The organism is Microbacterium cucumeris (genome assembly GCF_058349845.2).
This window is the reverse complement of sequence record NZ_JBYRIZ020000001.1, coordinates 1075149-1087929: the sequence shown is the minus strand read 5'-3', so window position 1 is coordinate 1087929 and position 12781 is coordinate 1075149. Positions and strand designations below refer to the sequence as shown.

The window sequence follows — 12781 nt, the reverse complement described above, 5'->3', positions numbered from 1 at the left end:
GATTCAGGCGTCCTCGGGGACCTCGCCCTCGGAGCGCGCGGCCACCGACCCGCGGTCGAGCGTGAGCGTCAGCGCCGTCCCGGCGGGAGCCTCGGCCGCATCGCGCAGGATGACACCGCCCTCCCGGTGAGCGATGGCGTATCCCCGGGCGAGCGTCGCGGCGGGCGACAGGGCGCGCAGCGAGGCGCGCAGCTCCCCGGTCCGTCGCCCGGCGTCATCCAGCTGCCGCGTGACGGCGTCCCGTCCGCGGGCGGCGAGCAACAGCAGCTCCTGGGCGCGACCATCGACGATGTGCGCGGGGGAGCGCAGCACGGGGCGCGAGCGCAGCTGCTCGAGCTGGGCGATGTCGTGCGAGACGCGCTGCATCACCCGGCTCGTCGCCCGTGCGCGCAGCTGGACGATCAGCGAGCGCTGCTCGCCGACATCCGGGACCACGCGCTTGGCGGCATCCGTCGGCGTCGAGGCGCGCAGGTCGGCGACGTCGTCGAGCAGCGGGTGATCGTTCTCGTGCCCGATCGCCGACACGACCGGCGTGGATGCCGCGGCCACCGCGCGGACGAGGCGCTCGTCGCTGAACCCCAGGAGTGTCTGCGGGTCGCCGCCCCCGCGGGCGATGATGATGACGTCGACCTCGGGGTCGGCATCCAGTCTCTTCAGTGCCGCGAGAGTGTCGGGAACGCAGCGGTCGCCCTGGACGGCGGCGTACTCGGTGCGGAATCGCACGGCCGGCCAGCGCAGTTCGGCGTTGCGGTGCACGTCCTTCTCGGCATCCGAGCGCTCGCCCGTGATGAGGCCGATGACATGCGGCAGGAACGGGAGCGGCTTCTTGCGGGCGGGGTCGAACAGTCCCTCCTGGCGCAACTGGACGCGCAGTTTCTCCAAGCGCTCGAGCTGATCGCCCAGACCGACGTGCTTCATGGCGGACACGGTGAAGCTGAAATCGCCCGCCTTGACGAAGTAGTCCGCCTTGACCGCTGCGACGACGTGGTCGCCGACCCCGAGGTCGGAGGGGATGCGCGCGCGCACACTCGACCAGATGCGCAGCGAGATCTGGGCATCCGAACGGGTGTCCTTCAGTCGGGCGAACACATTGCCGGCCCGCAGGTTCCAGGACGTGATCTCACCCTCGACCCAGACCGTGTTCCAGCGCGCCACGAAATCGCGGATGGTCGTGTTCAGGCGGGCGACCGAGGTGGGGGCGTCCGCTGTGGAGTCCTTCGGCGCCACGGCGTCCGCGGGAGGCGCCTCGCCGGGCACGGACGCTGCCTCGAAGACGGTCATCGGGCTCCTCCTCTCCGCTGCTCGCGCACCCAGCCTCGTCCCATCTGCGCGCCGTAGACTCGAGGGGTGAGCCAGACAGCCGTTCCCCTCGCCATGCCGCGCGTTCCGCGGCGGGTCGCGCTTCAGGATAACCCGGTCCCCGGACGCAAGCGCGTGCTGCTGGCCGCTCCCCGGGGATACTGCGCCGGCGTCGACCGGGCGGTCGTGGCCGTGGAGAAGGCGCTCGAGCGCTATGGCGCTCCGGTGTACGTGCGCAAGCAGATCGTGCACAACATCCATGTCGTCACGGAGCTCGAGGCGAAGGGCGCGATCTTCGTCGACGAGGTCGACGAAGTCCCGGAAGGGGCTCATGTCGTCTTCAGCGCGCACGGCGTGTCCCCGGCCGTCGTGAACGCGGCATCCGATCGCGGCCTCCACGCGATCGACGCGACCTGCCCCCTGGTCACCAAGGTGCACCGCGAGGCGGTGCGGTTCGCCAAGAACGACTTCGAGATCCTGCTCATCGGCCACGACGGGCACGAGGAGGTCGAGGGGACAGCCGGTGAGGCGCCCGAGCACGTCACGATCGTGAACTCGCCCGAGGAGGCGGACACGGTCGAGGTGCGCGACCCGTCCAAGGTGGTCTGGCTGTCGCAGACGACGCTGTCCGTGGACGAGACGATGGAGACGGTCAACCGTCTGCGCACGCGCTTCCCCGAACTGCAGAACCCGCCGTCGGACGACATCTGCTACGCGACGCAGAACCGCCAGGTCGCGATCAAGAAGGTGGCCGCCGAGGCCGACCTCGTGATCGTCGTGGGATCGGCGAACTCGTCCAACAGCGTGCGACTCGTCGAGGTCGCCCTTGAGTACGGAGCCAAGGCGGCGTACCGGGTGGACTACGCCGACGAGGTCAAGCAGGAGTGGCTCGACGGCGTCGAGACGGTCGGCGTCACCAGCGGCGCGTCCGTCCCCGAGGTGCTCGTCCAGGAGGTCCTGGAAGCGCTGAACGGCGCCGGCTACGCCGACGTGCAGGAGGTGCGCACGGCCGAGGAGGATCTGATGTTCTCCTTGCCCAAGGAGCTGCGCCAGGATGCCGCCGGACAGCGGGATGCGCGCGCCCTCGGCGGCCGTGCCCCGGCCGCCGGCGCATGACCCGAGGTCGATGAGCCGCGCGGGCTGGACCCGAGCGGACACTGTTCCTACGATGGAACCGTAGCCGCCGCGCATTGGGCGCTACAGGTGCCGACGCGTCCCCAGCGCTCGGTGCTTCCGGCGGGAGCGTCCCAGCGCTCGCGTCTGCGGCCCCGGGGTGTCCCCGCTCCCCGGGGCCGTCGCCGTCTCCCGGGGCGCTTCTACGGCCTTCGTCCCGGGTCTTCCTGGGAAGCGCACCGAACTCCGATGGCTAGCATGACGGGATGAGCGACCAGCAGCCCCGATACGGCGAGTACGCGACCCCGGAGGAGCAGCGCCTGCGCGCCGGGCTTCCGCCGGTGGAAGCGGCGCCCGTGGCACCTGCTCCCTCACCCGCTCCCGCCCCGACGCCCGCTGCCCGCCCCGGCGCCGTCGATCGGATCGTCACGATCGCGTTGCTCGCCTACGGCCTCGTCAACGTCGTGATGACGGCGATCGCCTATCTCGATCTGCCCACCGTGCTGGAGCAGAGCATGAGCATCCTCGGCATCGAGGGCGAGTTCACGAACTTCGCGCAGGGGCGGCTGTGGGGCGGGATCGCCGCCCTGGTGCTCGTTCTCGGTTATGCGCTGACGGTGCTCGTGGCGTTCCGGCGCCTCCGCGCACGGAAGCGCTCGTGGTGGGTGCCGATCGTCGGCGCGGTCGCGACGATGATCGTGGTCACCGTCTGCATCATGGTCCCGATGCTGTCCGATCCCGCCTTCGTGCAGTACCTGCAGCCCGGCGGGGTCTGACCCCCGGCCGATCAGGCGTGCGAGCGGATGTGCGCGTCCGAGCCGGGGAAGAGCACGCCTTCGTGGCCGTCGTCCCAGCGCACGAGGTACGGCGGCGCACCGTCGTCTCCGTGCACCTCGAGGATCGTGCCCTCGCGTCGGGGCGTGCTGTCGGTGCGTCCTTCGACGATCAGATGATCGCCGGGCTGTGCGTGCATCATCCCACCTCCGTTCCTGTCTCGGCGGTCGCCGTTGATTCCACGATCCTCCGCGCAGCCGGGCATGGCAAGCGGGTGGCGGGTACTGTCGAAGGCGTGCTTCACAACAGTTTCGGCGTTCAGCTCTCGTACGCCTCCGTCGACCGCGGCGACGGCTCCGATCCGCGAGGCGCCGCGCGCGAGGTGCTGTCCCGCCTGCGCGTGCTCGCCGCCGTCCGGGACGCCACGGCGACCTGGGACCTCCAGGATGCCGGCGACCTCGCCATCGCGCTGACCGACGACGGGCGGGTCCTCACCCTGTCCGCGCAGGACGCGATCGAGACGAGCATGACGGCGGCGGCGCTGCGCGAGGCGTTCGCGGATGCCGGACTGAATCTCTGGATCGATGCCGACGATGCGCCCGTCGACGACGGCTTCGAGGAGTTCGAGGCCGAGTTCGACGGCACGACGGCGGTGGAGGCGGACGAGGAAGACGACGAGGACGAGGTCGACATCGACCTGTCGTCGTTCGATCCCGTGCCGGTGCGTGTGGCCGCCTTCTCGCACCGCGGCCCGGCGGTGGCGCGACTGCTCGCCGAGGCGAACCGGACCCCGGTGGATCATCTCGAGTCGGGAGTGTGGTCGCTGCAGCGCTTCCGCACGGCCGAGCCGACCGCGGGGTGGGTGTCGTCGAAGGCCGAACTGCCGGTCATCGAGGTCAATCGCACCGATGACGGCGGCGGATGGATCGAGGTCGCGGCCGGATCGGGTGCGGTGCCGTTCTGGCCGGATGCCGAACGCGACACGCAGCCCGTCCTCGACCTCGACGCGATCACGGTTGCGGAGACGGCTGAGGTGTACCGGCGTCTGCTGACGGAGGGGGACGGCACGCGCGATGAGCTGGCCGGCATCGCCGCGCACACCCGGCTGGACGTGGATGCCGCGCACCGTGCGCTCATCGCAGAGTCCCTGGGCGGCATCACCGGCGAGGAGCAGCGGCGGAGCGCGTTCCTGGCCGCGTTCGGCATCCCGCAGGAACTGATCGAGCGCGCCTTCGACGAGACCGACCCCGGCGCGCGGCGCTTCGAGCCGGCGGGCTGGTGGCGGGCCGTGTGGGAACTGCTCGTCGCGGGCTTCGGCGAGCTGGCCCCGCTGACGCGACGGAACACGCCGTGGCAGCGCCTGGCGGGCGCCGTGCGGCGCCGGCCGGCGCTCGGCCTGGTCATCGGCGTCGGTGAGTTCGTGCTGGGGCTGTGGGCGACCAGGCGGTTCCGCGGAATCGCGCGAGGTGTCGGCATCCTGGCGATGCTCGACGCCCTCGGGGACGCGGCCGTGGTGATCACGCGTCTGCGGCGCAGACGCTGAGTCACTGGACGACGGACGCCCCCGCTCGGAAGCGGGGGCGTCGTCGTGCGGGCGTCCGACAGGGCGTCAGCTCTGGGACTGGCCGTGGCTGCCCAGCTGGCGGGTGGACTCGACGACGCGGGCGGCCATCGCGGACTCCGCGATCTTGCCCCAGGCGCGCGGGTCGTACTGCTTCTTGTTGCCCACCTCGCCGTCGACCTTCAGGACACCGTCGTAGTTCTTGAACATGTAGTCGGCGATCGCGCGGGTGTAGGCGTACTGCGTGTCGGTGTCGATGTTCATCTTGATGACGCCGTTGGCGACCGCGAGCGCGATCTCCTCGTCGGTCGAACCCGAGCCGCCGTGGAAGACCAGGTCCAGGGGCTTCGGTCCCGTGCCGTACTTCGCCGCCACCTCGGCCTGGATCTCGCCGAGCAGCTCGGGACGCAGCTTCACACCGCCCGGCTTGTAGACGCCGTGCACGTTGCCGAAGGTGAGGGCGGCGATGTAGCGGCCCTGCTCGCCGAGCCCCAGCGCCTGGACGGCCGCGTCGACGTCGGCGAACGTCGTGTACAGGGCGTCGTTGGATCCCTCATGCGCGACGCCGTCCTCCTCGCCGCCGACGACGCCGATCTCGACCTCGAGGATCGCGTTGATGTTCTTCATGCGCGGGAGCAGGTCCTTCGCGATCTCGATGTTCTCCGCGAGGGGGACGGCCGAGCCGTCCCACATGTGGGACTGGAAGATCGGGTTGCGACCGGCCTTGACCTCTTCCTCGGATGCGGCGATGAGCGGCTCGACGAAGCCGGCGAGCGCGTCCTTGGGGCAGTGGTCGGTGTGCAGCGCGACGGTGATCGGGTAGTTCTTCGCGACCTCGGTCGCGTAGCGGGCGAACGCGAGGGCACCGGTGGCGCGGGCTTTGACAGTGTGGCCGGCGAAGTAGTCCGCCCCGCCCGTGGTGACCTGGATGATGCCGTCCGAGCCGGCCTCGGTCAGGCCCTGGAGGACGGCGTTGATGGTCTGGGAGCTGGAGACGTTGAACGCCGGATACGCGAAGCCACCGGCCTTCGCGCGGTCGAGCATTTCTGCGTACTGTTCCGGAGTGGCGACGGGCATGGGAACTCCTGCGATAGATGAAGCCGGGACAGCAGTCACTCTATCGCCGGACGCCGTGGATGCCGTGGCCGGCGTCGTAGGCGGACCTCCCGCTCTTCACCGCTGTTAAGAATTGCGATTCCTTCGCAGCCTCCGAGCGGAAACTCGGGCTGTTTCGGCCTATCTGCTGGCTAGGCTGACCGCATGGTGAGTCTGACGGCCGATCTGAGCCCCCTGCGTCCCGACCGCAACCTCGCGCTGGAGCTCGTGCGCGCGACCGAGGCCGCGGCGATCCGTGCCGTGCCGTTCATCGGTCGCGGGGCGAAGGAGGCTGCCGACGGAGCAGCCGTGGATGCCATGCGCGCTTTCCTCGGGACGGTGGACTTCCAGGGTCAGGTCGTCATCGGAGAGGGCGAGAAGGACAACGCGCCCATGCTCTTCAACGGCGAGGTCGTCGGCACGGGGCGCGGACCCGCGTGCGACATCGCCGTCGATCCGATCGATGGCACGTCGCTCACAGCGGCCGGGCGCCAGAACGCGCTGTCGGTGATCGCGGTGTCCGATCGAGGCACGATGCTCGACGCCTCCAGCGTCTTCTACATGAACAAGCTCGTGACCGGGCCGGCGGGTGTCGGTGTGGTCGACATCCGGCTCCCGATCGGAGAGAACATCCGGCGGCTCTCGGCGGCACTGGGCAAGCCCGTCGACGAGATCGTCGTCTCCGTGCTCAACCGGCCGCGTCACGAGCAGCTCATCCAGGAGATCCGGGATGCCGGAGCGGGCACGCGACTGATGAGCGACGGGGATGTGGCCGGCGGCATCAACGCCGCGCGGCACGGCGCCCGCACCGACATGTGCGTCGGGGTCGGCGGCAGCCCGGAGGGCATCGTGACGGCGTGCGCGATCAAGGCGCTGGGCGGTCACATCCAGGGGCGGCTCTGGCCTCGAGACGACGAGGAGCGTCAGCGGGGCATCGACGCAGGGCTGGAGATGGACAAGGTCTACGAGGCGGATGACCTCGTACAGGGGAACAACACGATCTTCGTCGCGACCGGCGTGACGGACGGCCAGCTCGTCGCGGGCGTCCGCCGCGAGGGCGGGTACGTGTACACCGAGTCCGTGGTCCTGCGCGGTGCGTCCGGGACCCTGCGTCGCATCGCCAGCGAGCATCTCGTCTCGAAGTGGCTGTGACGGCGGAAACCCGACGGTAGAGCCGCCGGTCCCGACATTCTCAGCAGAGCCTGGCAGAATGGGGCAGGATCTGCTGTCGCTCCTCGACCGAGGCGCGGCCGGAGGAGGACGAGCGATGAGCACGCAGCACACTGGCAGTGAGAAGGCCGCCCCGAAGGTGGTCACGACGGCCACCGGCCGCATCCTCCGGGTGAACCCGGACGGCACCCTCGGATCGACCTCTCGCCCCGACGGCGCCGCGGCGTCCGCCCAGACGGCGGCCGCAGCGCGCACCGGAATCGCGCAGGACCCGTCCCGTCGCGCCGATGTGCTCTTCCGTGTGCGCCGCGACGAGGGCCATGAACTCAGCCCCTGGTGGATGATCGGCGCCTTCGTCGTGACCTCGGGCCTCGTGATCGCGCTGCTCAGCTGGGTGCCCGGCGGCGCCTGAGCTTCCGCTCACCGCAAGGGACCTTCTCCGCCCAGTCGCGCCCGGACCTCGCCGACGTCCGCGCGCAATGCCGCGGGTGACCCGAGTTCGGCGGAACCGTCGACCGCCGTTTCCGAACCCGAGACCAGCTCCGGAGCCGTGAGGCGACGCGGCGAACCGGTGACCGCCCCGGGGGAGCCGTCGAGCGTGCTCGCGTCGATGCCGGGGAACTGCCGGGCGGTGACCAGGACGCGGCTCTCGAGCGAGCCGGCGAACCGGTTGTAGCTGTCCACCGTGCGCTCCAGGGCGCGGCGGAGGTCGTCGGCATGCCCGGCCAGCGTGCCGAGGCGTTCGTAGAGCTGAGTCCCGAGCGCGAGCAGCGTCTTCGCCTCGGCGGAGACCTCCTGCTGCGTCCACGTGTAGGCGACCGTCTTCAGCACGGCCCAGAGGTTCACGGGGGAGGCGAGGGCGACGCGCCTGCCGAAGGCATGGTCGAGAAGCGTCGGATCCTCATCGATCGCGGCCGCGAGGAGCGACTCGTTGGGCAGGAAGCAGATGACGAACTCCGGGCTGGATTCCAAGCCGGACCAGTAGGCCTTCTTGGACAGCGCGTCGACGTGGGCGCGCACCGCCTTCACGTGCTTCTGCATGAGCGAACGGCGCGCGGCCTCGTCCTTCTCGCCGATGCCGAGAGCGCTGGCCTCGAGATAGGCGTCGAGCGGGACCTTCGCGTCCACCGCGATCGACGCACCGCCCGCGAGGCGGATCACCATGTCGGGACGGCCCTGTCCTCGATCGGAGAAGATCGTCGTCTGCAGGTCGAAGTCGACGTGCCGCGTGAGGCCTGCGGCCTCGACGACCCGGCGCAGCTGGGTCTCACCCCACACGCCCCGTGTCGCACTGGAGCGCAGGGCGCCGGCGAGGGATTCCGTGGTCGCGCGCAGCGCCTCGTCGGACTCCTGTGCACGCCGCAGCTGCTCGGCGAGCGACCCGAACTGCGCGTGGCGCTCCTGTTCGAGGGAAGCGACCTTGTGCTGCATCTGCTGCAGGGACTCGCGCACCGGCGCGAGTGCCGTGAGCACCGCGTTCTGCTGCTGGATGCGCGCGGCCTCGGCCGTCTGCTGCGCCCTGGCGTGCTCCACGGCATCCCGATACAGGTCGTACTGACGATCGCGCTCGTCGCGTGCGGCCGCCAGCTCGGCCGCGGCGCGTGCGAGCGCGGCCGAACCGCGCGCGGCGCGCGCGAACCAGCCGACCCCGACGCCGGCGGCGAGGGCGACGATGACGAGGAGAACGATGAGCGCGGCATCCATGTCCTCAGTGTGCTCCGGACCACCGACACGGACCGACCCCGCGCGCCGACTGCACGGCATCCCGTCGAACGGACGTCCAGGCGATGCGGACGAGCCGTTCCTGCGGCGGCAAGCCGTGCACTCGTCGGGTGCTCGACCGAGGTGACGGCTGCTGCGTCACGCCACGGCGCGCTCGGGCGTGGTGACGGGCTCGGTCACGCGCACGCCGAGGGCGGACGCGAGGGTCTCCACGTCCGCCGCGCCGACGCGACGCGCGGCGTCGATCACGATCTGCGCGCACGCGCGGGCGTCGGCGAGAGCGTCGTGGTGGGAGAACTCGGCGAAGCCGGCGGCCGCGGCGGCCTTGGGCAGGCGGTAGGAGTCCAGTTGATAGGTCTTGCGGGCGACCTGCAGGCTGCACAGCGACCGGTACGGCGGGCAGTCCAGCCCCGTCGCCGCGGAGGCCCGCCGCAGGACGTTCAGGTCGAAGCCCGCGTTGTGCGCGACGAGGACGTCGGCGCCGGCGAAGGCGCAGAGCCGGTCGAACTGCTCCGGCCAGGTGGCCGCGCCGGAGACGTCCTCGGGGCGGATCCCGTGGATGCGGACATTCCACTCCTGGAAGTCGTCGTGCCCTGCGGGTGGCCGGATCAGCCAGCCGGCGACGGCGACGACCTCGCCGCCGCGCACGCGCACGAGCCCGACCGAGCAGGCGGATGCGGGGCTGGAGTTCGCCGTCTCGAAGTCGATCGCAGTGAAATCCAGGGGCACGAGTTCACTGTCTCCCGACACCTCGGAACGTTGTCGCAGGCTCGCCGTAGGCTGGCGACATGAGCGATTCGCGGGCGACATCCTTCGGCGCAGAAGCCGTGAGCTACGAGGCCGGCCGTCCGGATTACCCGTTCGATGCTGTGGCGTGGATGCTCGAGCCGCTGTCGCCGGGATCGCGTCGCGTCGCCGACGTCGGAGCCGGCACCGGCAAACTGACCCGTCTGCTCGTGAAGGCGCCGGACGCCGAAGTCGTCGCGATCGATCCGGATGCCGAGATGCTCGCGCAACTGCGGCAGAACCTCCCAGGAGTGCCGACCTTCACCGGCACCGCCGAGAGCCTCCCGCTCCCAGACGGAAGCGTCGACGCGGTCGTGCTGGGGCAGGCCTGGCATTGGGTCGATGTCACACGGGCCTCGCGGGAGATCGGGCGGGTGCTGCGCCCGGGCGGCGTTCTGGGGCTCATCTGGAACGTCCGCGATGAGCGGACGACCTGGGTCCGGCGGCTGACGGAGATCATGCACGGCAGCGCCGCCGAGGAGATGTTGTCCGGATCCGGACCCGAGGTCGCGGATCCGTTCCGAGGCCTCGAGACGTGGGAGGGGGAGTGGTCGCGGGCCATGACGCGCGACCGGCTGCACAGCATGGCGCAGTCCCGCAGCTACGTCATCACGGCATCGGAGGAGGAGAGAGCTCGCATCCGGCGGGAGATGGACGCGTTGTTCGACGAGCTCGACCTTCACGGCGATGCCGAGATCGAGCTTCCGTACGTCACACGCGCCTTCCGGACGGTGCGCGATGGCGCGCGGAGTTCCGGGGTCCTGCGCGGGTAGACTCGTACCCCGTGGCTCTCACTATCGGAATCGTCGGTCTGCCCAATGTCGGCAAGTCCACCCTCTTCAACGCGCTGACCAAGAACGACGTGCTCGCGGCGAATTACCCGTTCGCGACGATCGAGCCGAACGTCGGCGTCGTGAGTCTGCCGGACGCCCGGCTGGGCACGCTGGCCGAGATCTTCCACAGCGAGCGCATCCTGCCCGCGACCGTGTCGTTCGTCGACATCGCCGGCATCGTGCGCGGTGCGAGCGAGGGGGAGGGCCTGGGCAACCAGTTCCTGGCGAACATCCGCGAGGCGGACGCGATCGCGCAGGTCGTGCGCGGTTTCGCCGACGACGATGTCGTGCACGTCGACGGCGCGGTGAACCCGGCATCCGACATGGAGACCATCAACGCCGAGCTCATGCTCGCCGACCTCCAGACGCTCGAGAAGGCGATCACCCGGTACGAGAAGGAGGTCCGCGGGCGCAAGCTCGACCCCTCGGTGCTGGAGGCGGCGAACGCCGCGAAGGATGCTCTCGAGCGCGGCGTCCTGCTCTCGACCAGCGGGATCGACCTCGCACCGATCCGCGAGCTGGGACTTCTTACCGCGAAGCCCGTCATCTTCGTCTTCAACGTCGATGAATCCGTGCTGACGGACGATTCCCGCAAGGCGGAGCTGGCCGCGCTCGTCGCGCCGGCGAAGGCGGTCTTCCTCGACGCCAAGATCGAGTCCGAGCTCATCGACCTGGATCCCGAGGATGCGGCGGAGCTGCTGGCGTCCACAGGGCAGGACGAGTCGGGGCTGGACCAACTTGCCCGGATCGGCTTCGACACGCTGGGCCTGCAGACATACCTGACCGCCGGCCCGAAGGAAGCGCGCGCCTGGACGATCGGCAAGGGCTGGAAGGCCCCGCAGGCCGCCGGCGTCATCCACACCGACTTCGAGAAGGGCTTCATCAAGGCGGAGGTCATCTCGTTCGACGACCTCGTCGAGACGGGATCCGTCGTCGAGGCCCGCGCGAAGGGCAAGGCGCGCCTGGAGGGCAAGGACTACGTGATGCAGGACGGCGACGTGGTGGAGTTCCGCTTCAACGTCTAGTCGCCGGATTCATTGACCGCGCCGGGCCGCGTGCTTGCGGTAGATCTTTACCGCGGACGCGACGCGCGGGTGTGAGTCCTCAGCAAGCAGGTCTGCAATGAGAAGTCCACGCGCGACGTCGGCATCTGTCCCCTTCTTGATGAACCATAGCGGCGCGGTGATGGCAGACCGTCGTCGAAGTGGGTCGTCGGATCGCGCGAGGCCTTCGAGGATCGAGAACTCGATCGCCTCGCTCAGGATCGGCCATCCGAGTACTCGGGGTGCTGCTCGATCAACCATGTCCCATGTCGTGATGGCGTCGTGGTGGTCGAGGTACATAGTGGCGAGATCCTTACGCGCCTTGTCGGAAAGGCGCCGACGGGCACGAAAATCGAGGATGCAGAATGCAGCGAGGCGCGGCTCGTACGCAGGATGCGCGAGAAGTCTTTCGAGCTCTGCCGAGGGGATGTCGGCGGCGAGCATTGACGTCTCGAACAACGTGCCCATCCGGACGCCGATGACTGGTTCGTCGGTTGCGACTCGGGCTCGGATCCGCTCGGTCTCACGCGCATCCGACGCGTTCTGCAGTGCAGCGACCAGTTCGTCTGCAGTTCTCAGGAGACTCCCCATGGCCGGACCTTAGCAAAGTGCCGGGGTCGCGGTGGTAGCCCAGCGCGAGCGGCCGGCATCGTGCCGGAAAGTGGTGGAGTTCCGCTTCGACGTCTGACCGCGTTCCCGCTCGACGGGCGGAACCGTGCCCTGTGTCAGGAGGCCGTCGTTAGGCTCGGTGCGTGGTGTCGATACAGACCTTGAGCGATTCGGACCGACGAGCCCTGGCGCGCTGGGCACTGGCATGCGCCGAGCGCGTGCTCCCGCTGTTCGATGCCGATGCGGCGGCGCGGGACGAGATCCGGGACGCGATCGCCCGCACGCGCGCCTACAGCGCGGGGGAGAGCACGGCAGGCGAGGAGATCAGGAAGCGCCTCGTAGCGGTGAAGGCCGCGAAGGCGGCGACGTCTCCTGCCGGTGGTGCGGCCGCCAGGGCGGTCGGGCAGGCGGCAGCGGTCGCTCATATGGGTGCGCACGCCTTGGGGGCGGCCGCGTACGCGGTGAAGGCCGTGTCCCTCGCGCACCCGGGTCGGCCGGAGGCAGCGCGAGAAGAGATCCAGTGGCAGGTGGCGGACCTGACCGAGCGGGAACGAGAGGCGCTGCGACTGCTTCCACCACTCGGAACCGATCCGTCAGGTCCGCTCGGGGCCGGCCTCCTGTCGCGCGGGGTACTGGGATCGACCATCCGCCAGATCCAGACGCAGATCGCTGAGTCGGCGCAGCGGATCGACGGTCGCGCCGACGCGGAATCGCGGCACGAACCCAGCACACCAGATCAGCGCTGACGTCGCCGCCACGGGCCTGGCATACCTTCG

14 protein-coding genes are annotated in these 12781 nt (G+C 70.0%); 8 read left to right on the top strand and 6 right to left on the bottom strand.

Going from position 1 to position 12781, the window contains the following annotated elements:
• Window positions 1-3: 3 nt before the first annotated feature.
• A complete protein-coding gene (gene xseA / locus AC3RXZ_RS05345) occupies window positions 4-1281 on the bottom strand; it encodes an exodeoxyribonuclease VII large subunit (protein WP_491493357.1) in 1278 nt (425 codons plus the stop codon).
• A 93-nt stretch (window positions 1282-1374) separates the two neighbouring features.
• Here xseA and AC3RXZ_RS05340 point away from each other — a divergent pair, with 93 nt between their 5' ends.
• Entirely contained in the window at window positions 1375-2415 is a 1041-nt protein-coding gene (locus AC3RXZ_RS05340; protein WP_243226145.1) for a 4-hydroxy-3-methylbut-2-enyl diphosphate reductase, read from the top strand.
• A 263-nt stretch (window positions 2416-2678) separates the two neighbouring features.
• Entirely contained in the window at window positions 2679-3188 is a 510-nt protein-coding gene (locus AC3RXZ_RS05335; protein ID WP_491493356.1) for a DUF6264 family protein, read from the top strand.
• 11 nt (window positions 3189-3199) lie between these two features.
• Here AC3RXZ_RS05335 and AC3RXZ_RS05330 read toward each other — a convergent pair whose 3' ends face one another.
• Window positions 3200-3388 (bottom strand): DUF1918 domain-containing protein, encoded by a 189-nt coding sequence (locus tag AC3RXZ_RS05330; RefSeq protein ID WP_308220829.1) that lies wholly within the window; start codon window positions 3386-3388, stop codon window positions 3200-3202.
• A gap of 93 nt (window positions 3389-3481) precedes the next feature.
• On the opposite strand from AC3RXZ_RS05330, the gene AC3RXZ_RS05325 reads away from it, so the two are divergent.
• Window positions 3482-4729 carry a hypothetical protein gene (locus AC3RXZ_RS05325; RefSeq protein ID WP_491493355.1) on the top strand — a complete coding sequence of 416 codons (1248 nt, stop codon included), beginning with the start codon at window positions 3482-3484 and terminating at the stop codon, window positions 4727-4729.
• Between the two features lie 66 nt (window positions 4730-4795).
• Here AC3RXZ_RS05325 and fbaA read toward each other — a convergent pair whose 3' ends face one another.
• Complete coding sequence (gene fbaA, locus AC3RXZ_RS05320) at window positions 4796-5824, bottom strand: class II fructose-bisphosphate aldolase (RefSeq protein WP_243224729.1); 1029 nt, start codon at window positions 5822-5824, stop codon at window positions 4796-4798.
• Window positions 5825-6007: 183 nt separating this feature from the next.
• Here fbaA and glpX point away from each other — a divergent pair, with 183 nt between their 5' ends.
• Window positions 6008-6994 carry a class II fructose-bisphosphatase gene (gene glpX / locus AC3RXZ_RS05315; protein ID WP_491493354.1) on the top strand — a complete coding sequence of 329 codons (987 nt, stop codon included), beginning with the start codon at window positions 6008-6010 and terminating at the stop codon, window positions 6992-6994.
• A 115-nt stretch (window positions 6995-7109) separates the two neighbouring features.
• Complete coding sequence (locus AC3RXZ_RS05310) at window positions 7110-7424, top strand: hypothetical protein (protein WP_243224731.1); 315 nt, start codon at window positions 7110-7112, stop codon at window positions 7422-7424.
• Between the two features lie 8 nt (window positions 7425-7432).
• Here AC3RXZ_RS05310 and AC3RXZ_RS05305 read toward each other — a convergent pair whose 3' ends face one another.
• Both AC3RXZ_RS05305 and AC3RXZ_RS05300 read right to left on the bottom strand, forming a co-directional pair.
• On the bottom strand, window positions 7433-8716 hold the full coding sequence (locus AC3RXZ_RS05305) for a DNA recombination protein RmuC (RefSeq protein WP_491493353.1): 1284 nt from the start codon (window positions 8714-8716) through the stop codon (window positions 7433-7435).
• Between the two features lie 156 nt (window positions 8717-8872).
• On the bottom strand, window positions 8873-9463 hold the full coding sequence (locus AC3RXZ_RS05300; RefSeq protein ID WP_243224733.1) for a 3'-5' exonuclease: 591 nt from the start codon (window positions 9461-9463) through the stop codon (window positions 8873-8875).
• Between the two features lie 59 nt (window positions 9464-9522).
• Between AC3RXZ_RS05300 and AC3RXZ_RS05295 the strand changes: the two genes are divergently transcribed.
• The gene (locus AC3RXZ_RS05295) at window positions 9523-10293 is read left to right on the top strand and encodes a class I SAM-dependent methyltransferase (RefSeq protein WP_491493352.1); all 771 of its coding nucleotides are present in this window, start codon (window positions 9523-9525) and stop codon (window positions 10291-10293) included.
• An 11-nt stretch (window positions 10294-10304) separates the two neighbouring features.
• Window positions 10305-11378, top strand: a complete 1074-nt coding sequence (ychF, locus tag AC3RXZ_RS05290; protein ID WP_491493351.1) for a redox-regulated ATPase YchF — start codon at window positions 10305-10307, stop codon at window positions 11376-11378.
• A 9-nt stretch (window positions 11379-11387) separates the two neighbouring features.
• On the opposite strand, the gene AC3RXZ_RS05285 is transcribed toward ychF, so the two are convergent.
• On the bottom strand, window positions 11388-11987 hold the full coding sequence (locus AC3RXZ_RS05285) for a DNA alkylation repair protein (protein ID WP_243224738.1): 600 nt from the start codon (window positions 11985-11987) through the stop codon (window positions 11388-11390).
• 161 nt (window positions 11988-12148) lie between these two features.
• Between AC3RXZ_RS05285 and AC3RXZ_RS05280 the strand changes: the two genes are divergently transcribed.
• Window positions 12149-12751 (top strand): putative immunity protein, encoded by a 603-nt coding sequence (locus AC3RXZ_RS05280; RefSeq protein ID WP_491493350.1) that lies wholly within the window; start codon window positions 12149-12151, stop codon window positions 12749-12751.
• Window positions 12752-12781 lie beyond the last annotated feature (30 nt).

Excerpts from the sequence above, each read along its gene's own strand:
- xseA (WP_491493357.1), bottom strand. The coding sequence starts at position 1,281 with ATGACCGTCTTCGAGGCAGCGTCCGTGCCCGGCGAGGCGCCTCCCGCG.
- AC3RXZ_RS05340 (WP_243226145.1), top strand. The coding sequence starts at position 1,375 with ATGCCGCGCGTTCCGCGGCGGGTCGCGCTTCAGGATAACCCGGTCCCC.
- AC3RXZ_RS05335 (WP_491493356.1), top strand. The coding sequence starts at position 2,679 with ATGAGCGACCAGCAGCCCCGATACGGCGAGTACGCGACCCCGGAGGAG.
- AC3RXZ_RS05330 (WP_308220829.1), bottom strand. The coding sequence starts at position 3,388 with ATGATGCACGCACAGCCCGGCGATCATCTGATCGTCGAAGGACGCACC.
- fbaA (WP_243224729.1), bottom strand. The coding sequence starts at position 5,824 with ATGCCCGTCGCCACTCCGGAACAGTACGCAGAAATGCTCGACCGCGCG.
- glpX (WP_491493354.1), top strand. The coding sequence starts at position 6,008 with ATGGTGAGTCTGACGGCCGATCTGAGCCCCCTGCGTCCCGACCGCAAC.
- AC3RXZ_RS05310 (WP_243224731.1), top strand. The coding sequence starts at position 7,110 with ATGAGCACGCAGCACACTGGCAGTGAGAAGGCCGCCCCGAAGGTGGTC.
- AC3RXZ_RS05305 (WP_491493353.1), bottom strand. The coding sequence starts at position 8,716 with ATGGATGCCGCGCTCATCGTTCTCCTCGTCATCGTCGCCCTCGCCGCC.
- AC3RXZ_RS05295 (WP_491493352.1), top strand. The coding sequence starts at position 9,523 with ATGAGCGATTCGCGGGCGACATCCTTCGGCGCAGAAGCCGTGAGCTAC.
- AC3RXZ_RS05285 (WP_243224738.1), bottom strand. The coding sequence starts at position 11,987 with ATGGGGAGTCTCCTGAGAACTGCAGACGAACTGGTCGCTGCACTGCAG.